The organism is Actinomyces ruminis (assembly GCF_002154335.2).
Classification (GTDB): Bacteria; Actinomycetota; Actinomycetes; order Actinomycetales; family Actinomycetaceae; genus Actinomyces; species Actinomyces ruminis.
Genome location: NZ_MTPX02000051.1, coordinates 39,433 through 63,343 on the forward strand (window position 1 = coordinate 39,433; position 23,911 = coordinate 63,343).

The 23,911-nt window shown below is 69.7% G+C and carries 15 protein-coding genes, 3 tRNA genes and 8 pseudogenes; 18 read left to right on the top strand and 8 right to left on the bottom strand.

Going from position 1 to position 23,911, the window contains the following annotated elements; translation table 11 throughout:
* Position 1 precedes the first annotated feature (1 nt).
* The 3 genes and pseudogenes from BW737_RS10150 to BW737_RS10160 all read left to right on the top strand — a co-directional run bounded on the left by BW737_RS10150 (position 2) and on the right by BW737_RS10160 (position 4,063).
* Entirely contained in the window at positions 2–1,513 is a 1,512-nt protein-coding gene (locus BW737_RS10150; protein ID WP_086614360.1) for an alanine/glycine:cation symporter family protein, read from the top strand.
* 138 nt (positions 1,514–1,651) lie between these two features.
* A pseudogene (locus BW737_RS10155) lies at positions 1,652–3,167 on the top strand (alanine/glycine:cation symporter family protein).
* 68 nt (positions 3,168–3,235) lie between these two features.
* Complete coding sequence (locus tag BW737_RS10160) at positions 3,236–4,063, top strand: fumarylacetoacetate hydrolase family protein (protein WP_086614359.1); 828 nt, start codon at positions 3,236–3,238, stop codon at positions 4,061–4,063.
* Between the two features lie 309 nt (positions 4,064–4,372).
* Here BW737_RS10160 and BW737_RS10165 read toward each other — a convergent pair.
* A pseudogene (locus BW737_RS10165) lies at positions 4,373–5,230 on the bottom strand (aminotransferase class I/II-fold pyridoxal phosphate-dependent enzyme); the annotation flags it as partial.
* Positions 5,155–5,463, bottom strand: a complete 309-nt coding sequence (locus BW737_RS19480; RefSeq protein ID WP_338063904.1) for a hypothetical protein — start codon at positions 5,461–5,463, stop codon at positions 5,155–5,157. The pseudogene BW737_RS10165 and the gene BW737_RS19480, both read right to left, overlap by 76 nt.
* 87 nt (positions 5,464–5,550) lie before the next feature.
* Here BW737_RS19480 and gltX point away from each other — a divergent pair.
* Positions 5,551–7,121: pseudogene (gene gltX, locus BW737_RS19485) on the top strand (glutamate--tRNA ligase).
* Positions 7,122–7,250: 129 nt separating this feature from the next.
* On the opposite strand, the gene BW737_RS10175 reads toward gltX, so the two are convergent.
* Complete coding sequence (locus BW737_RS10175) at positions 7,251–7,868, bottom strand: hypothetical protein (RefSeq protein ID WP_086614358.1); 618 nt, start codon at positions 7,866–7,868, stop codon at positions 7,251–7,253.
* Positions 7,869–8,700: 832 nt separating this feature from the next.
* On the opposite strand from BW737_RS10175, the gene BW737_RS10180 reads away from it, so the two are divergent.
* The 3 genes from BW737_RS10180 to BW737_RS10190 all read left to right on the top strand — a co-directional run bounded on the left by BW737_RS10180 (position 8,701) and on the right by BW737_RS10190 (position 9,037).
* Positions 8,701–8,772, top strand: a tRNA-Gln gene (locus tag BW737_RS10180).
* An 83-nt stretch (positions 8,773–8,855) separates the two neighbouring features.
* Positions 8,856–8,928, top strand: a tRNA-Glu gene (locus BW737_RS10185).
* A 33-nt stretch (positions 8,929–8,961) separates the two neighbouring features.
* Positions 8,962–9,037: transfer RNA gene (locus BW737_RS10190), tRNA-Glu, on the top strand.
* 51 nt (positions 9,038–9,088) lie between these two features.
* On the opposite strand, the gene BW737_RS10195 is transcribed toward BW737_RS10190, so the two are convergent.
* Positions 9,089–9,955: a polysaccharide deacetylase family protein gene (locus BW737_RS10195; protein WP_086614357.1), complete on the bottom strand. Its 867-nt coding sequence runs from the start codon at positions 9,953–9,955 to the stop codon at positions 9,089–9,091.
* A gap of 189 nt (positions 9,956–10,144) precedes the next feature.
* Here BW737_RS10195 and BW737_RS10200 point away from each other — a divergent pair.
* From BW737_RS10200 to BW737_RS10245, 11 genes and pseudogenes are all read left to right on the top strand, one after another.
* Positions 10,145–11,778: pseudogene (locus BW737_RS10200) on the top strand (ribonuclease J).
* A gap of 47 nt (positions 11,779–11,825) precedes the next feature.
* Complete coding sequence (locus BW737_RS10205; protein WP_086614391.1) at positions 11,826–12,740, top strand: PfkB family carbohydrate kinase; 915 nt, start codon at positions 11,826–11,828, stop codon at positions 12,738–12,740.
* A gap of 137 nt (positions 12,741–12,877) precedes the next feature.
* A pseudogene (locus BW737_RS10210) lies at positions 12,878–15,492 on the top strand (DNA translocase FtsK 4TM domain-containing protein).
* A 33-nt stretch (positions 15,493–15,525) separates the two neighbouring features.
* Complete coding sequence (gene pgsA, locus BW737_RS10215; RefSeq protein ID WP_086614356.1) at positions 15,526–16,143, top strand: CDP-diacylglycerol--glycerol-3-phosphate 3-phosphatidyltransferase; 618 nt, start codon at positions 15,526–15,528, stop codon at positions 16,141–16,143.
* A 32-nt stretch (positions 16,144–16,175) separates the two neighbouring features.
* A complete protein-coding gene (locus BW737_RS10220) occupies positions 16,176–16,706 on the top strand; it encodes a CinA family protein (protein ID WP_086614390.1) in 531 nt (176 codons plus the stop codon).
* A 152-nt stretch (positions 16,707–16,858) separates the two neighbouring features.
* A complete protein-coding gene (locus BW737_RS10225; RefSeq protein ID WP_180272186.1) occupies positions 16,859–17,281 on the top strand; it encodes a helix-turn-helix domain-containing protein in 423 nt (140 codons plus the stop codon).
* A 202-nt stretch (positions 17,282–17,483) separates the two neighbouring features.
* Positions 17,484–17,720 (top strand): DUF3046 domain-containing protein, encoded by a 237-nt coding sequence (locus BW737_RS10230; protein WP_086614355.1) that lies wholly within the window; start codon positions 17,484–17,486, stop codon positions 17,718–17,720.
* A gap of 207 nt (positions 17,721–17,927) precedes the next feature.
* A pseudogene (gene recA / locus BW737_RS10235) lies at positions 17,928–19,114 on the top strand (recombinase RecA).
* Positions 19,114–19,604: pseudogene (locus BW737_RS10240) on the top strand (regulatory protein RecX). Before recA ends, BW737_RS10240 begins: the two co-directional pseudogenes overlap by 1 nt.
* Before the next feature lie 107 nt (positions 19,605–19,711).
* Positions 19,712–20,050, top strand: a pseudogene (locus BW737_RS18405) (tryptophan 7-halogenase); the annotation flags it as partial.
* Positions 20,051–20,172: 122 nt separating this feature from the next.
* A complete protein-coding gene (locus BW737_RS10245; protein WP_257210707.1) occupies positions 20,173–21,243 on the top strand; it encodes an NAD(P)/FAD-dependent oxidoreductase in 1,071 nt (356 codons plus the stop codon).
* A gap of 147 nt (positions 21,244–21,390) precedes the next feature.
* Here the strand turns inward: BW737_RS10245 and BW737_RS10250 are convergent, their stop codons facing one another.
* Genes BW737_RS10250 through BW737_RS10260 form a run of 4 tightly spaced genes read right to left on the bottom strand, consistent with a single transcriptional unit; the run spans position 21,391 to position 23,884 of the window.
* Entirely contained in the window at positions 21,391–22,275 is an 885-nt protein-coding gene (locus BW737_RS10250; protein ID WP_086614354.1) for an amino acid ABC transporter permease, read from the bottom strand.
* Complete coding sequence (locus BW737_RS10255) at positions 22,272–22,952, bottom strand: amino acid ABC transporter permease (protein ID WP_086614353.1); 681 nt, start codon at positions 22,950–22,952, stop codon at positions 22,272–22,274. The genes BW737_RS10250 and BW737_RS10255 overlap by 4 nt, the downstream gene beginning before the upstream one ends.
* Before the next feature lie 36 nt (positions 22,953–22,988).
* The gene (locus BW737_RS16965) at positions 22,989–23,261 is read right to left on the bottom strand and encodes a type 2 periplasmic-binding domain-containing protein (RefSeq protein WP_218961898.1); all 273 of its coding nucleotides are present in this window, start codon (positions 23,259–23,261) and stop codon (positions 22,989–22,991) included.
* Positions 23,258–23,884, bottom strand: coding sequence for a transporter substrate-binding domain-containing protein (locus tag BW737_RS10260; RefSeq protein WP_218961887.1), 627 nt, complete (start codon positions 23,882–23,884; stop codon positions 23,258–23,260). The genes BW737_RS16965 and BW737_RS10260 overlap by 4 nt, the downstream gene beginning before the upstream one ends.
* Positions 23,885–23,911: the final 27 nt, after the last annotated feature.

The window sequence follows — 23,911 nt, forward strand, 5'->3', positions numbered from 1 at the left end:
CATGGACGCCCTGAACGAACTACTCACCGGTGCCTCCAACCTGCTGTTCGGCACCATCCTGATCTGGCTGCTGCTGGGGGCGGGCGCCTGGTTCACCATCTGCACCCGCGGCCTGCAACTGCGGCACCTCGGCTCCATGATGCGCTCGGTGGCCGGCTCCCGGTCCGGCGCTCGCGGCGGCATCTCCTCCTTCCAGGCCTTCGCCGTGGGGCTCGCCTGCCGCGTGGGCACCGGCAACATCGTCGGCGTCGCACTCGCCCTGGTCCTCGGCGGTCCCGGGGCCGTGTTCTGGATGTGGGTGGTGGCCCTGCTCGGCACCGCCACCGCCTTCGTGGAGGCCTCCCTGGGGCAGCTGTTCAAGGTGCGCCGCGGCGACGGCACCTACCGGGGCGGCCCCGCCTACTACATGGCCCGCGGCATGCGCCTGCCGGTGCTCGGCGGCGTGTTCGCCGTCGTCTTCATGGTGGCCAACGGCCTGGCCATGCCCATGGTGCAGGCCAACGCCATGACCGCGGCGCTGGGCGCCTCCACCGGCCTCAACCCCTGGTGGGGCGCGGCCATCGTCACCGTGCTGGTCGCCCCCGTGCTGCTGGGCGGGCTGCGCTCGGTGGTACGGGTGACCGAGTGGCTGGCCCCGATCATGGCGACCCTGTACCTGCTGCTGGTGCTGGTCATCATCATCACCCACCCGCTGCAGGCCGCCGAGGCGATAGGCGACATCTTCGCCGCCGCCTTCAACCTGCGCGCCGGCCTGGCCGGCACCGCCGGCGGCATCACCGCGGCACTGCTCAACGGCGTGCGCCGCGGCCTGTTCTCCAACGAGGCGGGCCTGGGCGGGGCCGCCTGCGCCGCCGGCTCGGCGACGGTCGCCCACCCGGCTCAGCAGGGCTTCGTGCAGGTCTTCGGCGTGCTGGTGGACACCCTGTTCGTGTGCACCGCCACCGCCCTGGCCATCCTGATCGCGGGCCGTTCCGACGGCGCCGTATACACCCCCGGCGTCACCGGCGCCGGCGACTCGGACGTCTCCGGCACCCTGACCCAGACCGCGATCGGGGCCACACTGGGGGATTGGACCAGCTGGCCGATGACGCTGCTGGTGTTCGTGCTCGCCTACTCCACCATCCTGGGTGCCTTCTCCTACGCGGAGGTGTGCCTTGATTATCTGACCCGCACGCCCTGGGTGACGACGGCGCTGCGCGTGGCCGCCGTCGCCTGCGCCTTCATCGGCGGCGGGGCCGCCCTGACCACCGTGTGGACGCTGGCGGATGTGCTGCTGGGCATCGGCGCCGTTCTGAACCTGCTTGCCCTGGTGGCGCTGACCCCCTGGGCGGTCGGCGTGCTGCGGGACTGGGAGGACCAGCGCGCCCGGGTCGCCGCCGGGGCCCAGGCCGCCGGGGAGATCCGCTTCGTCGCCCTCGACAACCCCTACCTGCCCGGGCCGCTGCCCGGTGACGTATGGGACGACGACGCCGTGAGATCGCCAACATTACGGGCGGATGACGCCGTGAACTAAATACAGTGAGGGCAGTTCCGCCTCATCCGCAGGCTTTGGCGCCTGCGGTTCTGGGACGGCTCAAACCGTCAAGGGGCGGTCCACGCGACCAGCCCCCGCGCCCTCCCGCCGGCGCATCCCGACTACGTCCGGAGACCCATGAATCCCACCGTTCTGCCGACCGCCGGCTTCTTCGACGGCCCCGCCAAGGTACTGGAGAACATCTCCGATCATCTCTACGGCGATTTGCTGGCCTGGCTGCTGATCGCCGCCGGCCTGTACTTCACCTGGCGCACGCGCGCGCTGCAGCTGCGACTGTTCGGGCAGATGCTGCGGACCATCACCTCCTCCCGGGGCGCCGTCGGTGAGGGCATGTCCTCCTTCCAGGCCTTCACCGTGGGGCTGGCCTCCCGCGTGGGCACCGGCAACATCGTCGGCGTGGCCATCGCCATCACCATGGGCGGGCCGGGCGCCGTGTTCTGGATGTGGTTGGTGGCCCTGGTGGGCATGGCTACCGGATTCGTGGAGTCTACCCTCGCCCAGCTGTTCAAGGTCGCTCACCCCGACGGCACCTTCCGCGGCGGCCCCGCCTACTACATCCACAAGGGCCTGGGCTCCAAGACCTGGGCGAGCATCTTCGCCGTGGTGATCACCTTCGTGTTCGGCTTCGCCTACGAGGCCACCCAGGCCAACGCGATCTCCAACGTGCTCAAGGGCACTTTCGACATCGAGCCCTGGGTCACGGCCATCGTGCTGGTGCTGATCACGACGCCAGTAGTCTTCAAGGGCATCAAGCGGGTTGCCGCCATCACCGAGTGGCTGGCCCCGCTCATGGCCCTGATCTACGTGATCATCGCCATAGTGATCCTGGTGCTGAACGCCGGCGCCATTCCGGGCGCCTGCTGTCCGTGTTCGAGGGCGCCTTCGGGGCGAACCAGGCATTCTGGGGGCTCAGCGGCGGCTTCATGGCGGCGGCCCTGAACGGCATTAAGCGCGGCCTGTTCTCCAACGAGGCCGGCGAGGGCTCCGTGCCGAACGCGGCCGCCACCGCCACGGTGCACCACCCGGTGCAGCAGGGCTTCATCCAGTCCATGGGCGTGTTCGTGGACACCATCGTGGTTTGCACCGCCACCGCGCTGATCATCCTGCTGTCGGGCGTCTACGACCCGGCCACCGCCGACGTTGACGCGCCGGCACGCTGACCGTCAACTCCGTCAGCAATGTGCTCGGCCCCTGGGCCCAGTACCTCATGGCCGTGGTGGTGTTCGTCTTCGCCTACTCCTCGCTGCTGGGCAACTACGCCTACGCGGAGGTCAACATGGACTTCCTGCGTGGCATGGGCCGGCGCCACTACGGGGTGCGCGCCATGATTGTGGTCGCCGCTGCGCTGGGCGCGGTCGCCTCGCTGACCTTCGTGTGGAACCTGTCCGACGTCGTCATGGGACTGATGGCGATCATCAACATCATTGCGGTCCTCAGCCTGGGCAAGTGGGCCTTCGGGGCGCTGCGCGACTGGGAGCAGCAGCAGGCGGAGCTGCAGGCCGGGCTGCGGGACAAGATCTACTTCGTGGCCACCGACAACCCCTTCCTGCCCGGGCAGCTGCCGGGCGACATCTGGACCGAGGAGTCCGCGGTCCAGCGGGATCTGGACGCGGTTGAAGTCTCCGCCGAATAAGCCGGCCGGCCCGCGCGACGCCGCGGCAGGCGTCCACCCGCGCGGCGGCAATCATCTAGGGTCGTGCCATGAAGATCGCACGCTTTTCCACGGGAGACGAACTCCGTTACGGCATTGTTGACGGCCTGCCCACCGATGAGGCCGCCCCCTCCGGCGAGTCCGCTGGCCGCCTACTCGTCCTCAAGGGCGACCCGCTGTACACCGTGCCCGAGGCGACCGGCGAGGTGGTGCCCCTGAACGAGGCGCGCCTGGTCTCCCCGGTAATCCCGCGCTCCAAGGTGGTGGGCGTCGGCAAGAACTATGCGGCCCACGCCGCCGAAATGGGCGGGGAGGCTCCGACCGAGCCCATCATCTTCCTCAAGCCCAACACGGCCGTCATCGGTCCGGACATGCCCATCGTGCTGCCCGAATGGTCGAGCGAGGTCCACTATGAGGCCGAGCTCGCCGCGGTCGTCAAAACGGTCGTCAAGGACATCTCGCCGCGCGAGGCCGCCTCCGCGATCCTCGGCTACACGGTCGCCAACGACGTCTCCGCCCGCGACTGCCAGCGCCAAGACAGCACCTGGACGCGCGCCAAGGCCTTTGACACCTCCTGCCCGCTGGGGCCCTGGATCGAGATTCCGGAGCCCGCGGGGGAGCGGCCCGCCTTCGACCCCGCCGACGCCGTGGTGCGCGCCCGCGTGGACGGGCAGGTCGTGCAGGAGGGCCGGACCGCCGACATGATCCACTCGGTTCCCGAGCTGATCGCCTACGTCTCGCGCATCTTCACGTTGCTGCCCGGCGACGTCGTGCTCACGGGCACGCCGGCGGGCGTCGGTGAGATCCGCGCCGGACAGCGGGTCGAGGTGGAAGTGGAGGGCATTGGCTCCTTCGGCAACCCGGTGGTGCGCCGCTGAGCCCACGCGGCTCGGCTGCAGCAACCCCTCCCGCTCAAACCGCCTGATCGCGGTCAGCTCCCCGCGGGTGTTCGGCTGCGGCGCCGTCGGGCCGGCCTTGATGGGATCCGACCGGCCCGACGCCCCCCGAGGCGGCGGGCCCGGCTCAGAGGCGCAGGCGCACGACGGCGTCGACCAGACGCTGGGCCGCCTGCTGCATGATTCCGCGCCCGGTGGCCAGGTTGAGCCGGCAGAAGCCTCGTAGCCGGCGCCGAAGGCGGCCCCGTCGTTCATGGCCACTCCGGGCTCGCGGCGGAAGTAGTCCGCCGGGGTGACGCCGTCGGGCAGGGGCAGGGCGGAGCAGTCCAGCCAGGCCAGGTAGGTGCCGGACGGGACCGTGAGCTCGACGCCGTCGACCCCGGAGAGCGCCTCGGCCACCAGCCGCCCGTTCTCACGAATGTACGCGCGCACGCAGGCGTTCCACTCCCGCCCGTCGCGCAGCGCGGCCACGGTTGCCTGGGCGCCGAGCAGCGACGCCTCATTGGCCAGGTGCTTGGACAAGGGGTGGTCATCCCAGGCCCGTCGCGCTCCGGCGGAGGCGATCAACTGCGCGCACTTGAGGCCGGGTGTGTTCCAGCCCTTGGAGGCGGCGGTGGCGGTGAAGGTCAGGTCGGGGTCGGCGCCCAGGCGTGAGGCGTAGGGAGTGTGCACGGCCTGCGGGTCCAGGATCAGCGAGCTGTGGATCTCATCGGCGAATACCGGCACCCGGTAGCGGGCGGACAGCTCGGCGACCGCGTCCAGTTCCGCGGGTGAAAGCACCCGGCCCACCGGGTTCCAGGGGTTGCACAGCACCAATAGGCCGGCGCCGGCGGCCATCGCCGCCTCAATGCGATCCAGGTCCAGCGTCCAGGTGGCGCCCGCAGCGACGTCGGCGGCCGCGGCGTGCAGGGCCGGCACCTGCACGCATGCGCGCCCGTACAGGCCGGGGTAGGAAAGGAACGGCATGTAGGCCGGGGTCGGCACGATCACGGCACTGCCCGGGCGGGTGTGGTGGGCGATCACCGCGCCCAGGGCGGACAGCACGTCCGGCAGCAGGCTCACGTCCCTGGCCTCTACCCGCCAGCCGAAGGCCTCCCCCTGGAAGCGGGCGGTCTGCTCGCATACGGATTTGGCGACCTGCGGGGGCAGATAACCGTAGGAGCGTCCGTCACCGCGCGCTGGAGGATGGCGGTAACCGAAGGCGCCGTGCCCAGGTCCATCTCCGCCACCCAGGCGCCGATCACGTCTCCGGGGTACAGGGTCCACTTCAGTGAGCCGCGTTGCCGCATCACCTCACAGGTCAGGGCGTCGAAAGCGGCCGTGGCGGCGTCAGCACTGAAAGCGGATGTGACGGCGGCGGGAGCAGGGCTGGTGGCACTCATGCGGGCAGTCTATTGAGGCTGCCCGCCGCGGTGCGTCGGCGGGCGCGTGCGGGAGCCGGACGCGGAGGCGGCTAGGGTTGGCCCATCATGAGTGACGACACTGCCAAGGCTTCCGCCTTCACCCCGCCCGCCCCCGGATCCTCGCCGATCCGCGTCCGTTTCTGCCCCTCGCCCACGGGTACGCCGCACGTAGCATGGTGCGCACCTGCCTGTTCAACTGGGCGTATGCGCGGCACACCGGCGGCACCTTCGTGCTGCGCATCGAGGACACCGACGCCGCCCGCGACTCCGAGGAGTCCTTCGAGGCGATCCTCGACTCGCTGCGCTGGCTCGGCCTGGACTGGGACGAGGGTGTGGCCAAGGGCGGCCCCCACGCCCCCTACCGTCAGTCCCAGCGCACCGAGCTGTACCGGCAGGTCGCCGACGAGCTGCTCCAGGCCGGCTACCTGTACGAGTCCTACTCCACCCCCACCGAGATTGAGGCGCGCCATCGTGCCAAGGGTGAGGATCCCAAGCTCGGCTACGACGGCTACGACCGCGACCTGACCGAGGAGCAGAAGGCCGCCTTCCGCGCCGAGGGCCGCCAGCCGGTGCTGCGCATGCGCATGCCGGACGAGGACATCAGCTTCAACGACCTGGTGCGCGGCCCGGTCACCTTCAAGGCCGGCTCCGTGCCCGACTACGTGGTGGTGCGCGCCGGCGGTGACCCGCTCTACACGCTTGTCAACCCCGTCGATGACGCCGCCATGGGCATCACCCACGTACTGCGCGGGGAGGACCTGCTGTCCTCCACGCCCCGGCAGGTGGTCCTGTACCGCGCCTGATGGCGATCGGGCGCGCGCAGCGGGTGCCCGAGTTCGCCCACCTGCCCTACGTGATGGGGAGGGGAACAAGAAGCTGTCCAAGCGTGACCCCGAGTCGAATCTGCTCATCCACCGCTTCCGGGGCATGGCGCCGGAGGGACTGCTGAACTACTTGGCTCTGCTGGGTTGGTCCCTGTCCAAGGACGAGGACGTGTTCACCCCCGACCAGTTGGTGGCCGCTTTTGACATCCGCGACGTCAATCCCAACCCGGCCCGTTTCGACCCCAAGAAGTGCGAGGCCATCAACGCCGAGCATCTGCGCCGGCTGGAGATCGACGACTTCCGCGACCGGCTGGTGCCCTACCTGGCGGACGTGTACCCCGACCCTGCCGACCCGGACTGGACGGCCCGGCCCTTGGTGAGCGCCACCGCCTTCGCCGAGTTGACGCAGCGCGAGCAGGAGATCCTCACTGCCGCGGCCCCGCTGATCCAGACCCGCATCCAGCTGCTGCGAGAGTCCCGCGACATGCTCGGCTTCCTACTGGTTGACGATGCCGATCTGGAGCTCGAGGAGCGGGCCGTGTCGCGCCTGAAGGATTCCGCCCCGCAGGTGCTGGACACGGCTATTGCCGCGCTCGAGGCGCTGCCCGGTCCGTGGTGTACTCAGGTGCTGGAGGAGACACTGCGCGCGGCGATTGTCGACGGCATGGGGATCAAGCCGCGTCTGGCCTTCGGGCCGCTGCGCGTGGCCGTCACCGGCCGGCAGGTCTCCCCGCCGCTGTTTGAGTCCATGGAGATTCTGGGGGCCGACTCCTCCTGGCGCGTCTGCGCGCGCTGCGCGCCCGCCTGGGCTGAGACGGGGCGGAGCCGACACTTACACGAGTTCTCGGCATTGACACGAGTTTTGGAGGTATGCGGCCGCTGCGCACACGCAAACCTCCAAAACTCGTGTACACGACGTGAACGCGTGTACTTGTAGGTTGCTCAATCCCACAGTCCCCGGCGCCGTCGGGCATTGGCGGTGATGGCGGGCGGGAACATACTTAGGACGTCCTGACAGAGCCGGGCCGCGTCACGCAGATGCTCGGCGGTGAAGCGCTTGAAGGTCCAACCGGATGACTCCTGGATGAGATCCTGCCGAACCTTCTCATCCCAGGTCGTGCCTGTAACCGCGTACTTGTCGCGGCCGTCGTACTCCGCGGCGATTCGCAGTGCGGGCCAGGCCAGGTCGAGGAAGAAGTGGCGACCCTGGCTGGGAATGTCGACCCGCTGCTGTAGCACCGCGGAGGGCAGCCCGAGGGCCTCGACCTGCCAGCGCACCACGCTTTCACCTGGGGACTCCGAGAAGGGACTGGCGATCCGGGCCACCGCCCGCGCGCGGACGGCGCCCTTCCGCCCGGCCTGTTCCTCCACCGCCTGCAGAAACCTGACGCGAACCTCCTGCCAGCGCTGCTGCGATCCAGTGAAGTCACGACGATCCGGACGGACCAGAGCGCGCATGGCCGAGTCGACGATGGTGATGGACTGGCAGGCCGGCAGATCGAAGGCACAGTCGACCGCGGTGCGCATGAGGTCGGTCACCACGATGCCCTGGATCATCACCAGTTGCTCGTTCGGGATCGATAGTCGTCGTTTGTGCAGGCACACCGCTCGCCCGCCCGTGCTCTCCGTCGCTAGACGAGGAGTTCTTCCGCGGCGGAACTCAACCGCAGGCAGGACAATGGTGGGCGCCGACGGGCGTTTGGGAACGGCGGTCCAAACATCTGGTTCGGCATCGCGAACCCATAGACCGTGCAACAGTGCGGCGGACTCATGGGTCAGAGCAGTGGCGGATCGCCGCGTCTCCCATGCGCCTCGACAACGCACCAGGCTGACCTCGCGCTTTTGCCGCCACACTTCAGCGGCTTCTGAGGGGTGGTAGTACACGCCACGCATGGGGCGGACGAGTTCGGGGCGGTGTGACAGATGTGGCAGGTTGCTTACCGCCGACAGGATGACCGGCGGAAGCGACGGCGGGGTCGGATAGGCATCCATGGGGCGATCCTGTGCTTCGGCCTCATTCAGCGCCATCGGGCACGTTGAGTCCTGTGGATTGGGGGTGCACGAACCGCACCTGTGGACCCCGGTGAAGAGGGCGGCGGCCGACCGATGCTCCGTCCTACGGCCGACATACACGAGTTCTCGGCAGTGACACGAGTTTTAGAGGTTTCCACGTGCACAGCGCCTGCAAACCTCTAAAACTCGTGCTCCTGAGCCAAACTCGTGTATGTGCTGGCTGTGGCTGCCCGCGGCGCCGGTGAACAGGTCGGGATCGGGGCATGCATGTGCGCTGGGTGTGGCTGCACTCACGGCGATCTGACTTGGCGTTGGCGGGGAGGCCGTGTAAATTACCGATCGCTGCCCGGGCGTTAGCCGCGCGGGTGCACCAATCTCTTGGGGTATGGTGTAATTGGCAACACAGGTGATTCTGGTTCATCCATTCTAGGTTCGAGTCCTGGTACCCCAGCCGAGTGCTGATAGCCGCAAACCGGTCCATCGTCATTGGTGGGCGGAGTACGGCCTCGGCGCCTCGAACAAGTCCATATTCGAGCCCCGTTCGTCTAGCGGCCCAGGACACCGCCCTCTCACGGCGGCAGCACCGGTTCAAATCCGGTACGGGGTACGAGCCACGGTTCCTCAAGGAGCCAGTCGGCAGGCCCCGTTCGTCTAGCGGCCCAGGACACCGCCCTCTCACGGCGGCAGCACCGGTTCAAATCCGGTACGGGGTACCACTCAAGCGGCGCGCTTGCAAGGCCAGCTCACCTCAGGTGAGTTGGCCTTCGTCATTGTTGAGCCGCGATCAGTTCGCCGGCGCTGACCACGCGCAGCCCTCGCGACTGAATACGTTCCACCGAACGGGCCACCTCGTCCATGAGCCCGGCGGACGGCTGGCTCCTGCCGTCGTGGCACAGGATGATCGCGCCGTCCTGTGCGCTGTCGCCCGTCTCTCTGGCGGCGGCGACCCCCGGGGTGTGCAGGCTCCAGAGCACCAGGCTCAGGCCCCTGTCCGCCGCGGCGGCCAGTGCGACCGCGTCCACGCGCCCGTACGGCGGGCGCCAGAGGGCCGGTTCGGGTGCGCCCGCAGAGACGATCGCGTCGATCGTCCGGTCGAGATCCCGGTCGAGCTCCTCCGACGAGGCGCCGTAGACATCCGTGTGGACCCAGTTGTGAATCGCCACCTCGTGTCCCTCGGCAACCTCACGCGCGATGAGGTCGGGATGGGCGCTGGCGGCCTCGCCGAGCACGAAGAAGGTCGCCTTCGCACCCAACCGGGAGAGCATGTCGAGCACCACCGGGGTCCAGCGGGGATCCGGGCCGTCGTCGAAGGTGAGGGCCACGGCTCCCGTGCTCGGCGCCGTGCGGAAGATCGTGGACACCATCCTCGGCCCCGTCGGCTCCACCGGGAGCGGGGCCACCCGGAAGGTGGGGGAGCGGCGCCCGTCGTACCAGTGCGTGGCCCCGGCCCCCGCGACGGCGCCGATCGTCCCCGCCGCGAGCACGCCTGCCGCCCTCAGGGCAGTACGGCGCGTTGAGTTCTCGGAGGCATCGTCGCGATCCGCCGTGGACGAGATCTCCTCCTGGAGGTCGTGACCTGCGTAGTCGCCGAGGTCCAGGGGGCCGGAGAGCCGCGGGGCCGCGGGGTTAGTCATGGGGTTGAGAGTACAACCGACGCTTCCGGGGCAGCGACCGTTGGGGCGGTACCGCCACCGCTCCTGCGAGGTTCCGCTCATCCCCGCGGCGCTTACGCAGGCGCCCGCCCCTTGGACATACTCATCTACACTGCCGCCGTGACCAACTTCCCCAAGCTCAGTGCCCCCGGCCCGCTCCAGGACGGAGCGATGCGCATCACCCCCCTGGGCGGCCTCGGCGAGGTCGGGCGCAACATGACCGTCTTTGAGGTCGATGGCAAGCTGCTCATCGTCGACTGCGGCGTGCTGTTCCCCGAGGAGGACCAGCCCGGCGTTGACCTGATCCTGCCCGACTTCACCTACATCGAGGACCGCCTCGACGACGTGGTTGCCATGGTGCTCACCCACGGGCATGAGGACCACATCGGCGGCGTGCCCTACCTGCTGCGCCTGCGCGAGGACATTCCCCTGATCGGTTCCGACCTCACCCTCGCCTTCGTGGCGGCCAAGCTCGCTGAGCACCACCTCCATCCGGTGCTGCGAGTGGTCTCCGAACACGAGGAGGTATCCTACGGCCCCTTCGACCTGGAGTTCGTGGCCGTTAACCACTCCATTCCGGACGCCATGGCCGCCATGATCCGTACCGACGCCGGCTCGGTACTGATCACCGGAGACTTCAAGGTCGACTCCCTACCATCGATGGGCGCATCACCGACCTGCGCTCCTTCGCCCGCTTCGGCGACGAGGGCGTGGACCTGTTCTGTGTGGACTCCACCAACGCCGAGGTTCCCGGGATGATCGGGCATGAGAACCAGATCGGCCCGGTCCTGGACGGTGTCTTCGCCGAGTCCGAGCAGCAGATCATTGTGGCCTCCTTCGCCAGCCATGTGCATCGCGTCCAGCAGGTGCTCGACGCCGCCGCCCTGCACGGCCGCCGGGTCGCCCTGATCGGCCGCTCCATGGTGCGCAACATGGGCATCGCCGCCGAGCGCGGCTATCTGAAGGTGCCCGAGGGGGTGCTGGTCAACGCCCGCGACCTCGGCTCCCTGCCGCCCGAGGAACGCGTCCTGATGGTCACCGGCTCGCAGGGCGAGCCCATGGCGGCTCTGTCCCGCATGGTCCACGGCGAGCACCGCTCCGTCACCGTGGAGCCTGGCGACACGGTGATCTTCGCGTCCTCGCTGATCCCCGGCAACGAGAACTCCGTCTACCGAGTCATCAACCAGCTCATGCGCCTGGGGGCCCGCGTGGTCCACCAGGGCAACGCCAAGGTGCACGTGTCCGGTCACGCCTCCTCCGAGGAATTGCTGCACGTGTACAACATCGTCGGCCCCCGCAACGTCATGCCGATCCACGGTGAGATTCGCCACCTGGTGGCCAACGGGGCCCTGGCGGTCAAGACCGGCGTCGATCCCAAGCGGGTGATGCTGTGTGAGGACGGGGTGGTGGTCGACCTGGCCGACGGCAAGGCCCGCATCGCCGGCTCCGTGCCCTGCGGCTACGTGTATGTGGACGGCTCCTCGGTCGGCGAGATTGACGAGACCGAGCTCAAGGACCGGCGCATCCTCGCCGAGGAGGGCTTCGTGTCCGTGTACGCCGTCGTCGAGACCTCCACCGGCACCATCCTGGCCGGCCCGGACATTCAGGCTCGGGGCGTGGCCGAGGACGACTCCGTTTTCGATGAGGTCCTGCCCGACGTCACCAACGCGCTCGCCGAGGCCCTGGACAAGGGCAACGCCGACGCCCACTCCCTCCAACAGGCCATGCGCCGCACCCTGGGCCGATGGATCGGCCGTCGGCTGCGGCGTCGGCCCATGATCGTCCCGGTGGTCATCGAAGCATGAGCGCGCTCCGCAGCACCCTGATCAACCAGGACGACGGCCAACGGGCCATGCGCCGCCCCGCCTGCTTCATCTCCACCGGCTCCGTGTTGATCGACCTGCCCCTGCACGTCGAGCGCGTCCCCGCACCGGGCGGCGCCGTCACCGCCACCTCGTCCGGGCCCACGGTCGGCGGCGGCTACACGGTTGTCTCGGCCGTTGCCCGCCAGGGGCTGCCCGCCGCCCTGGCCGCCACCCTGGGCACCGGCCCCAACTCCGCCCAGGTGCGCGAGACCATGATGCACGACGGCGTGGAGCTGCTCGTGGACGAGCTGGTGGGCGACATCGGCACCTGTACCACCCTGATCGAGCCCAGCGGGAGGCGCACCTTCATCACCACCGAGGGCGTGGAGGCCGAACCCCAGCTGGAGGACCTGCAACGCATCGAGCTGCGGGAGGGCGACTGGGTTTACGCCACCGGCTACGACCTGGTGCACCGCTCCAGTCGGGACGTGCTCACCTCCTGGCTGCTGCGCCTGCCCGAAGGCGTCGGTCTGGTTGTCGATCTCGGCCCCGTGCAGCCGGAGATCCCCGACCACGTGCTGCTGCCCATCCTGCGCCGCACCACCCTGCTGACCGGCAACCACTTCGAAATCACCCAGCTGACCGCCCGCCTGGGCAGCCCCGAGGCACTGCGCCGCGCCTGCCCCGACGGCCTGCTGGTGCGCCGCACCGGCGTGCACGGCTGCGTCATGTGGCCGGTGGGTGGGGACCGGATCGAGGTGCCCGGCTTCGCCCGGGACGTGGTGGACACCACTGGCGCCGGCGACACCCACACGGGCGTGCTGGTGGTCGGCCTCATGGACGGGCTCGACGTCGTCGCCGCCGCCCGCCGGGCCAACGCCGCCGCCGCGGAGGCCGTCAGCCGGATTGGGCCGGCCCGTGCCCCTCGGCGAGACGAGATAGACGCGTTCCTGCGGGCCTAGCCCGGCGTGGCAGGCCCGCCGCCGGCCGAGCGCACGGGTAGCGTTGAAGGCACCATGCCAATTCTCGCACCAAGACTTCGCCGCCCCCCACTCAGTCCGCGGGCGGACGCTACCGCAGCACCGGCTGGGCGTTCGTCGTGCTCGCGCTCGCCGTCGTGATTGGACTGCGCGAGTGGTTCGGCATCTCCGGCGCCGCCGGCGGCGTGCTGCACCACCTCGCCGCCGGGCCGCTGGGGGTACTCGGAATCGCTGTGCCCGTGCTGCTCGCGGCGCTGGGCGTGGCCATGCTGCGCGCCCGCAGCTTCGCTGGCACCCCGGTGCGCGTGGCGGTCGGCTGCTTGGGTGTGCTTACCGGCGTGGCCGGCATCATCCACGTGAGTTCCGGCAACCCCGCACTGGACCATGGAATCGCCCCCCTGGAGGCGGCCGGCGGACTGCTCGGCTGGGTGGTTGGCTACCCGCTGGCCACCCTATTCAGCGCGGTCGGCGCCGTGATCCTATTCATCCTGTTGATCGTCTTCTCCGCTCTGGTCATCTCCGGCAAGACGGTCGCCGAGATTCGTGAGCGCCTGGCCGAGCGCCGCGGCCGCGACGACGCCGGCGCGTTCGCCCCCAACCTGGCCACCCGCACCCTGGGGCGGGTACGTCAGGCCGTCGCCGGTGGGGATGAGGACGCCCCCACCACCCGCTTGGACGCATACGACGGCGACGAGGCCTTCCGCAGCGCCATCGAGACCGACAAACGGCCGCGCGGCAACGGGCGGCGCAAGCGCACCAGCGGCCCCGCCGAGTCGCCCGCCGCCGCGCCGACGTTGGCCGGCGACGACTCCGCCACCAGCGTGCTGCCCGACCCCCCGGTCGACGTGCCCCTGGACGACGACGTCCCCGCCGCCCCTGCGCGCCGCACCAAAGCGGTTAAGAGCAGCCGCAAGTCCGGCAAGCCCGCCGGCTCCAAGGCGGATGCCGCCCCGACGCCCCGGAGCGAGCCCGACGCCGTCACCCAGGAGACCCCAGCCGTCGCCGAGCAGGACTTCGCCGACGCCATCGCCCTGGGGCAGATGCAGCTGCCTGACGGCTCCACCTACCGTCTGCCCGACGAGTCCCTGCTCGAGCCCGGCCGTGGCCACGCCACCCGCACCGAGGCCAACGACGCCATCGTCAACAAGCTGCAGGACGTGTTCACCGAGTTCGGTGTGGACGCCACCGTGACTGGTTACACGCGCGGCCCCCAGGTCACCCGCTACGAGGTCCACCTGGGCCGCGGCGTGAACGTCTCCCGGGTAACCAGCCAGGCCAAGAACATCGCCTACGCGGTCGGCTCGGACGAGATCCGCCTGCTCACCCCGATCCCGGGCAAGAGCGCGATCGGTGTGGAGATCCCCAACTCCGACCGGGAGATGGTCAAGCTCGGCGACGTGCTGCGCTCCCAGGCCGCCAAGAAGCAGACCCACCCGCTGGTGGTGGGCCTGGGCAAGGACGTCGAGGGCGACTACGTGGTCACCAACCTGGCCAAGACCCCGCACCTGCTGGTGGCCGGCCAGACCGGATCCGGTAAGTCCTCCTTTGTCAACTCCATGATCACCTCCATCATGATGCGGGCCACGCCCGAGGAGGTCCGCATGGTGCTGGTGGACCCCAAGCGCGTGGAGCTGACCATCTACGAGGGCATCCCGCACCTGATCACCCCCATCATTACCTCCCCGAAGAAGGCGGCCGAGGCCCTGGAGTGGGTGGTGCGAGAGATGGACGCCCGCTACGACGACCTGGCCTCCTTCGGCTTCAAACACATCGACGACTTCAACAAGGCGGTACGCGCCGGCGAGGTTCAGCCCCTGCCCGGCTCCCAGCGGGTGATCGCCCCCTACCCCTACCTGCTGGTGGTGGTCGACGAGTTGGCGGACCTGATGATGACCGCCCCCAAGGACGTCGAGGCCTCCATCCAGCGCATCACCCAGCTGGCCCGCGCCGCCGGCATCCACCTGGTGCTGGCCACGCAGCGGCCGGTGGCCCAGGTGGTCACCGGACTGATCAAGTCCAACGTGCCCTCCCGCCTGGCCTTTGCCACCGCCTCCCAGCTGGACTCGCGCGTCATCCTGGACCAGAACGGCGCCGAGACCCTTACCGGCCAGGGTGACGCCCTCTACCTCGGTCCGGGCGCCTCCACCCCGGTACGCGTGCAGGGATCCTGGGTCACCGAGTCGGAGATCCGCGCGGTGGTCGACCACGTCAAGGGACAGCTGCAGCCCGACTACCGCGAGGACGTGATCGTCCCGGAGGTCAAGAAGCAGATCGACGAGGAGATCGGCGACGACATGGACCTGCTGCTGCAGGCCGCAGAGCTGATCATCACCAGCCAGTTCGGCTCCACCTCCATGCTGCAGCGCAAGCTGCGGGTCGGCTTCGCCAAGGCGGCCGACTCATGGACCTGCTGGAGACCCGCGAGGTTGTGGGCCCCTCCGAGGGCTCCAAGGCCCGCGAGGTGCTGGTCCAGCCCGAGCAGTTGGAGGAGACGCTCGCCTGGATCAAGGGCGAGGGGGCCGCTCCCGGCAGCGAGCCGGATGAGGATGCGGCTGTTCCGGGCGCCGACGGCAACGCCGACGCCGCGACGACGACGCTGCCCACCGACCGCTACGGCTCCGACCCCCTGGAGGCCGACCGGGGCCTGAGCGAGTCGGAGTCCTGGGACGACCTGGCGGCGGAGGAGGACTCCGAGGACGCCTGGAGCCTGACCGGCCGCGGTGCCTCCTGGTGAAGTGCGCGGGTGTGATCATCTAGGCTGGGAGCGATGAACACCACAGCCACCGAGCCGGGCGCCACCCGGGGCGCGAGCGCACCCCCACTGCTGAACATCGCCAACGTGTTGACGGTGCTGCGGCTGATCCTGGTACCCGTCTTCATTTGGCTCATGCTCCAGCCCGGCCACGGCATGCGGCTGGCGGCCACCATCGTGTTCGTCGTGGCGGCGATAACGGACAAGCTGGACGGTCAGCTGGCCCGTTCCCGGGGACTGATCACCAGCTTCGGGAAGATCGCCGACCCCATCGCCGATAAGGCGTTGACTCTGTCGGCCTTCATTCTGCTGTCCGTGGCTGGACGCCTGTGGTGGTGGGTGACGATCGTCATCGTCGTGCGCGAGCTGGGCATCACCGTCATGCGTTTCGTGATGCTGCGCCGCGCCGTCATGGCCGCCTCGCGCGGCGGCAAGCTCAAAACCACGCTGCAGATGATCGGCATCATCGGTCTGCTCGTGCCCTGGACGATGTTCCTGCCGGAGCTGTTCGCCGAGGTGTTGACGGCCATTGCCTACGCCGCCATCGGTGCCGCCCTGGTGGTCACCGTGGTCACCGGCGTGGACTACGTGCTTCAGGCCCGCCGCATCGCCCGTGGGGAGGAGACCGTATGAGCGCCACTCCCGCGGAGCAGAACCCGTCCGGTATGCCCGCTCCCGACGGCGGCCACGGCACTCTGGTGGAGGCGGCGCGCTTCCTGCTGGCCAAGGCGGAGGAGCGGGGGCTGACGCTGGCGGTCGCCGAGTCGCTGACCGGCGGCGAGGTCGCCTCCACGCTGGTGAGCGTGCCCGGGGCGTCCGCCGTTGTCGTCGGTGCCGTCGTCGCCTACGCCACCCGCATCAAGGAGCAGGTCTTGGGCGTGGATGCCGCGCGCCTGGCCGCAACCGGGCCGGTCGACGGCGAGGTGGCCAAGCAGATGGCCACGGGCGTTGCCCGGCTCATGGGCACCGACCTGGGCCTGGCCACCACCGGGGTGGCCGGGCCGGGTGCGGCCGACGGCCACCCGGCCGGCACCGTGCATGTGGCCGTCGCCTCGCCCTGGGGGACGCTCACGCGCGAACTGCACCTGTCCGGCGGCCGGGAGGCGGTGCGCGACGGCGCCACCACCGCGGTGCTGGCCCTGGCCGGCGCGCTGCTCGAGACCGCTCCGCAGCCCGGCGGGGACGCCGTCGGGTAGATTGAGCAACCCGGTGGCCGGACAACTTGGGTGACACCAATGCGGTCCCCAGGCTTCTTCCAGACTTCTCCGGAAGGATCATCTCAACGCCGCCGGGGGAGTACCCACCGGAGGCGGGAATGAAACTGCCACACGAATGGTTGTGCCACACGATGAACAACGTGACTCACCCCCGCACCACCCGTCCCGCGCGCCCGGCGGGCCGCGCACCGATGCGGCAAGCCTCCGCGGCGGGGCACGGCACCGTTGCGGAAAACGCGACGAACAAGCACGAGAACATCCTTCTGCGCCGCGAGATCGGCGAGGTACTGCGCTCGGTGCGCCAGCACCAGGGCCGCACCCTGCGCGAGGTCTCCAGCCAGGCCCGCGTCTCACTCGGCTATCTCTCCGAGGTCGAACGCGGTCAGAAGGAAGCCTCCTCCGAACTGCTGGCCTCGATCTGCCAGGCCCTCGACGCCCCTCTCTCCGCGGTGCTGCGTGAGGTCTCCGACCGCATTGCCGTCGCCGAGGGCGTGGCCGTGCCCGACACCGTCCCCGACGAGCTGGTCCGCCAGCAGGGTCTGACGCTGCGCTGAACCCGCCCCGGCGGCGGACGCCCACGTCTTCACATCGTGCCCGGTTGTGGGTCGCTGCTGCGACCGCTCCCGGGCACGATTGCGTCCGGCGCACGGCCGTGCGCCATACTGCCCAAGCCGCCTGCGCCCGCCGGCGCACCTTGCTGCCGACCCACGGCCATCCCGGCGGCGTCAGGCCGCCTCAACCGCTTCAAGGAGCCGCATGAAACACTCAGAGTTCTGGCGCGCCGTCGACACCGTGTTCGGCTCCGCCTACGGGCGCTCGCTGGCGCAGGACCTGGTGCTCTCCGACATTGGCCGCACCAGCGTGCAGGCGCTCGACGCGGGTGTGCCGCCGCGTGATGTCTGGCACGCCCTGTGCGACGACACCGACCGCAGCGAAGCGGACCGCTGGGTATTCCGCGACGATGCGCGTCAGCGCCGCCACGACACGCGGTGAGTGCCACTCGCATTCGAACAACTGTTCGCCTACTGTGGTCCACAGGCGACGTTCGCGCACCCCGCGGCCACAGCGGTCGCGGAGGGGCGCTGATACATGTCGGTGGTCCGGCATAACGTCGTTCGCGAGCCCCGGCGAGGGGCACCCGCAACCAGGACCAGCCGTATCCGCCGCGGCGGCGAGCCGCACCAGAACAGAGGAATAGCAATGCCCACCGCAACTCAGACACAGGACCGCTCCAAGGCGCTGGCCACCGCCCTGGCCCAGATCGACAAGTCCTTCGGCAAGGGCTCGGTCATGCGGCTCGGCGACGACGTCCGCCCGCCCGTCTCCGTGATCCCCACCGGCTCCGTCGCGCTCGACGTCGCCTGGGCATTGGCGGCCTGCCCCGCGGCCGCATCGTGGAGATCTACGGTCCCGAATCCTCCGGTAAGACCACGGTGGCGCTGCATGCCGTCGCCAGCGCCCAGAAGGCCGGCGGCAACGCCGCCTTCATCGATGCCGAACACGCCCTGGACCCGGTGTACGCCAAGGCGCTGGGCGTGGACACCGACAACCTGCTGGTCTCCCAGCCCGATACCGGCGAACAGGCCCTGGAGATCGCGGACATGCTGATCCGCTCCGGCGGGCTGGACATCATCGTCATCGACTCCGTCGCCGCGCTCGTGCCCAAGGCCGAGATTGAGGGGGAGATGGGCGACTCCCACGTCGGCCTGCAGGCGCGGCTGATGAGCCAGGCGCTGCGCAAGATCACCGGAGCTCTGTCCTCCACCGGCACCACCGCCATCTTCATCAACCAGCTGCGCGAGAAGATCGGCGTCTTCTTCGGCAACCCCGAGACCACCACCGGCGGTAAGGCCCTGAAGTTCTACGCCTCCGTGCGCATCGACGTGCGCCGCATCCAGACCCTCAAGGACGGCGACCAGCCGGTTGGCAACCGCACCCGTGCCAAGATCGTCAAGAACAAGATGGCCCCGCCCTTCAAGCAGGCCGAGTTCGACATCCTCTACGGCCAGGGCATCTCCCGCGAGGGAGGCATTATCGACCTGGGCGTGGAGAACGGCATCGTGCGCAAGTCCGGCGCCTGGTTCACCTACGGCACCGACCAGCTGGGCCAGGGCAAGGAGAACGCCCGCTCCTTCCTGAAGGACAATCCCGAGTTGGCCGATGAGATCGAGCACAAGATCCTGGCCACTCTCGGCATCGGGGAGCCCGGCCGGCAGGCCCGCGAGGCCGCCGCGCAGGAGGCCGCGGAGAAGGCCGCCGCAACCGCTCCGGCCGGGGCGAAGACCACCGCGAAGGGCACCGCTGCGAAGTCCGGCGCCCGCAAGTCGAAGGCGGCCGCGGCCGAAGAGGCCGACCCCATGTTCGGTGAGGACGCCGGCGGTTTCTGATGCCCTGGCTCACCCCGGACGCTCACACCGAGCAGGTCGAGGCGGCCAGGGACATCGTCCTGCGCCGCCTCGACCGCTCCGCCGCCCCGCGCGCCGCCCTCGCCCGGCTGCTGGAGCGCAAGGAGGTCGACCCCGCCGTCGCCCAGGAGGTGCTGGACCGCTGGAGGCGGTCGGCGTGATCGACGACGCCGCCTATGCCGCCCGCCTGGCGCGCACCCGCTTCGCGGAGAAGGGAGCGGCCCGGCGCGCCATTGCGGACGAGCTGCGTCGCAAGGGGGTGGGGGAGGCGCACATTCGCGCCGCCCTGGAGCAGATCGATGGCGAGGACGAGGCCTGCGCCGCCCTGGTGTTGGCGCGCAAACGACTGGCCGTCAGCCGTGGGCTCGAGCCTGCCGTGCGTCGACGTCGCGCCCTGGCCGCGTTGGGGCGCAAGGGCTACTCCGCCGGCGTGGCCGCGCGCGCCGTCGAGCAGGCGCTGGCCGAGGAGTAGGCCTTGACGCTGAGGGCAGTCACCGCCAGCCCCAGCGCCTCGACGTTGGGGCCCGCAAGTGGACATGCGGTTTTTCAATTAAGTGAGGCAACCCTTACATTTGCGGTATGAGACGTACCGTTGCCATCACCCTCGGCGCCGCCGGCCTCACCGCGGCAATCACCGCGGCCGCCCTGGCCATCACTCCGCAGCGCCGACACGTCCCTGCCGTCGCCGTCGATCAGGGGCGTCGTCGGCCGCCGCGCGTCGTCATCGCCGGCGGCGGTTATGTCGGCTTCACCGCTGCGCGGGCACTGCGCCGGCGGCTGAACACCAACGAGGTCGAGATCGCGGTCATCGACCCGCGCCCGTACATGACCTACCAGCCCTTCCTGCCGGAGGTCGCGGCCGGCTCCATCCAGCCGCGGCACGTCGTCGCCTCCCACCGGCGGGGGCTGGACGGCATCACCATCCTGACCGGTGCGGTCACCGGCATCGACCACGCCCACCGCACCATCACCATCACGCCCCCGACCCCCGAATCCACGCGCGTGTCCCCGAGCCCTACCAGCTCACCTACGACCACCTGGTGCTGGCCCTGGGCGCCGAGGCCCGCACCCTGCCGATTCCCGGCTTGGCCGAGCAGGCACTCGGCTTCAAGCAGGTGGAGGAGGCCCTGGCCCTGCGCAACCGCGTGCTGTCCAACATCGAGGAGGCTGCCTCCACCTGGGACCATGACCGCCGTCGGCGGCTACTGACCTTCGTATTCGTGGGCGGCGGCTTCGCCGGCGTGGAGGCGATCGCCGAGCTGGAGGACATGGCCCGGGCCGCCGTCGCCAAGATTCCCAGCGTCGAGCAGAGCGACGTGCACTTCGTCCTGGTTGAGGGCACCCGCCGCATCCTGCCGGAGCTGACCGAGGAGCTGTCCGGCTACGGCCTGCAGCAGTTGCGCGAGCGCGACATCGACGTGCGCCTGTCCACCTTCTTGACCTCCTGCGTGGACGGGCACGTGGTCCTGTCCGACGGCACCGAGTTCGACGCCGACACCATCGTGTGGACCGCCGGCGTCAAGGCCGCCCCGGTGCTGGCCGACTCCGACCTGCCCATCGAGGGCCGCGGGCGCGTCACCGCCCTGCCCACCCTGCAGGTGGCCCGTGACGGAGCCGTCGTGGACGGTGCCTGGGCCGCCGGGGACTGCGCGGCGGTGCCAGACCTGACCAGCCAGGACCCGACCGCCACCTGCGCCCCCACCGCTCAGCACGCCGTCCGCCAGGCGAAGGTGCTGGCCGACAACCTGGCCGCCACCCTCGCGGCCGGTCCCGACGCGCCGGTGGAGCTGACCAGCTACCGACACGAGAACCTCGGGACCGTCGCCTCCCTGGGCATCGGCAAGGGGGTGGCGCACATCCTGGGGCACAACCTGCGCGGTCTGCCGGCCTGGACCGCGCACCGCGGCTACCACGTGTACGCCATGCCCACCCTGAACCGGAAGGTGCGCATCATGATGGACTGGCTGGCCGCCGCCGTCTTTCTTCGCGACCTGGCCAGCTTCGGCTCGGTGGCCGCGCCCGGCGCCGCCTTCGCGGCCGCCGCGGAGCACGACGCCCGGCTGGCCCAGCAGCGCGCTAACGGATCTGGCTCAGCCCGACAATCCGTTTGAGTCCGCGGTCAGGAATGTCCAAATCCGGCAGAAACACCGCCGATGCCCACGTGAGCCGATACGGCAGCCGCATGATTTCAACGTTTTGTTCGCAGCTGCTGACGCGGCCCACACGGTTCGTGCCGAATTCGGACATTCCGCCGGGGCCTACGCCGGGGCGGGGAGATCGGCCACATCCGCCGCGGTGGCAATGCCGGTGACCGTGCTCATCTGCTCGCTGGTGCGGCGGGAGAGCCGGTCCGCCAGGCGCTGCGCCGCCCAGGACATGCCGAAGTTGAGCGCCACGAAGATGATGGCCGTCACGATCAGCGACGGGATCAGGTTCGCCTTGGCGCTGCCCAACAGGCTGCCCGCGGCCAACAGCTCGGAGTAGGTGATGATGTACCCCAGCGCCGTGTCCTTCAGGGCCACGATCAGCTGACTGATCATGGCCGGCATCATCGCCAACAGTGCCTGCGGCAGTTCGATGAGTCGGCGTGAGCGGGACGGGGTCAGCCCGATCGCCAGGGCCGCCTCGCGTTGGCCGGAGGGCAGGGAGTGGATGCCGGAGCGGACCAGTTCGGCGACGACCGAGCCGTTGTACAGGGTCAGCGCCGTCACCACGCCCCAGAACGCGGCCGAGGTGGACGGCACGAAGGAGAGCTGGGAGAACATGAAGTAGAAGAACAGCATCAGCACCAGCACCGGCACCGCCCGGAAGAACTCCACCACCAGCGTGCTGATCCAGCGCACCGGGCGGGCGTCGGCCAGCCGCCCCAGCCCGAAGACCACACCGAAGATGAAGGCGGCCACCAGCGCGACGGCGGCGGCGCGCAGCGTCGCCCACAATCCGGGCAGCAGGTAGTCGGTCCAGGCGGAGGCGGTCAGGAAGGGTGCCCAGCGGGCGGCCGTGAACTGGTCCTTGGCGGCCAGGGCGGCGATCACCCACACGCCCAGAGCCACCAGGACGACGACGCCGATGACGTTGCCGATGCGCTCGCGGCGCCGCGCCCGGGGGCCGGGCAGGTCGAACAGGAGGGACTGGTCATTCATCGTGCCACCGCCAGTTTCCGGGACAGAGAGGTTGTGAGCAGCCCGATCGGGAGGACGATGATGGTCCAGCCGATCGCGAAGACGGCGAAGATCGCCAGCAGATGCTGCGGGGAGAACTCGAACATGTCGGACATGACCGAGGCGGCCTGGGAGACGCCGGCGGCCGAGGCGACCGTGGTGTTCTTCGCCAGGGCGATCAGGGTGTTGCCCAGCGGCGCCACCGCCCCGCGCAGGGTCTGGGGCAGGACGATCGCGCCCATGGTCTGCCCGAAGCCCAGCCCGATCGCGCGGGCGGCCTCGGCCTGCCCGGGCGGGACGGTGTTCAGGCCCGAGCGCAGCGCCTCGCACACGAAGGTAGCGGTGTACACGCTCAGGCCGATAACCGTCAGCCAGAAGGAGTTGCGCGCCAACCATTGGTCGCCCCAGCGGCCCGAGACGACGATGCCCAGCTGGCCGTACACCCCGAGCGAGCAGGCCAGGATGATCAGCGTCAGCGGGATGTTCATGACGATGTTGGTGAAGGCCGCCGCGAATCCGCGCAGCGAACCCATGGGGCACACGCGCATGATCATCAGGATGGTGCCGAGCAGGGCGGCGCCGATCGCCGAGAAGATGGTCAGTTCGATATTGACGAGGAACGCGCCGAGGACGTCGTACTGGGACAGAAGTTCACCCAATGGCTCTTCCTTTCCTTCCTTCCGATTCCGGGTCGCCTACTGACACAGCGAGTCGTCGACCGTCGGCGGGTTGAGGGCGGCGTCGGGGTCGAAGGCGGTGCCCACGTTGTCCTGCAGCAGCCGGCTCCAGGTGCCCTCGTCGATGATCTCGGTGATGGCCCGGTTCACGGCCAGGCAGCGGTCGGAGTCCCCCTGGGGCAGCCCGACGCCGTAGTGCTCCTCGGAGAAGGCATTGCCGACCACCTGTACCTTGCCCGCGTAATTGTCTTGGGCGGCGAAGCCGGCCAGGATGATGTTGTCGGTGGTCACGGCGTCGACGGTGCCGGCGGCCAAAAACTCCACGCACTGGGAGTAGGAGCGTACGGGGAACAGCTGCAGGGTGCCCGCGGAGTAGTCGTCGCGGATCGTCTGGGCGGAGGTGGAGCCTCCACCGAGCACAGGATGTGGCCGTCCATGTCGTCGGGGCCGGAGATGTCCGAGTCGGTGCGCACCAGCAGGTCCTGACCGGCGATGAAGTAGGGGCCGGCGAAGGTGATCTTCTCCCGGCGCGCGTCGGTGATCGAGTAGGTGCCGATGACCATGTCCACCTGCCCGTTTTGCAGCATGGTCTCCCGCTGAGCGGAAACGGCCTCCACCCACACGATCTCGTCCTCCTGGTAGCCCAGTTTGGCCGCGATGGCGCGCCCCATGTCGACGTCGAAGCCGGTGTAGCGCGAGCCGTCCTTCAGCCCCATGCCGGGCTGATCGAACTTGATGCCGATGCGGATGGTGTGCCCGGAGGCGCCGGAACCCCCGCCGGAGCAGGCGGCCAGGCCCGCGGTGCTCAGGGCCAGACCCAGGAGGACGGCGAGCAGGGCCCGGGCGCGGCGCGCCAGCCGGGGGTGGGCAGGCACGCCGCGCAGGCGGCGGCGTAGGTGATTGCGGTAGAGCATGCCGACCTCCTAGCGGTGGGTGGTGCA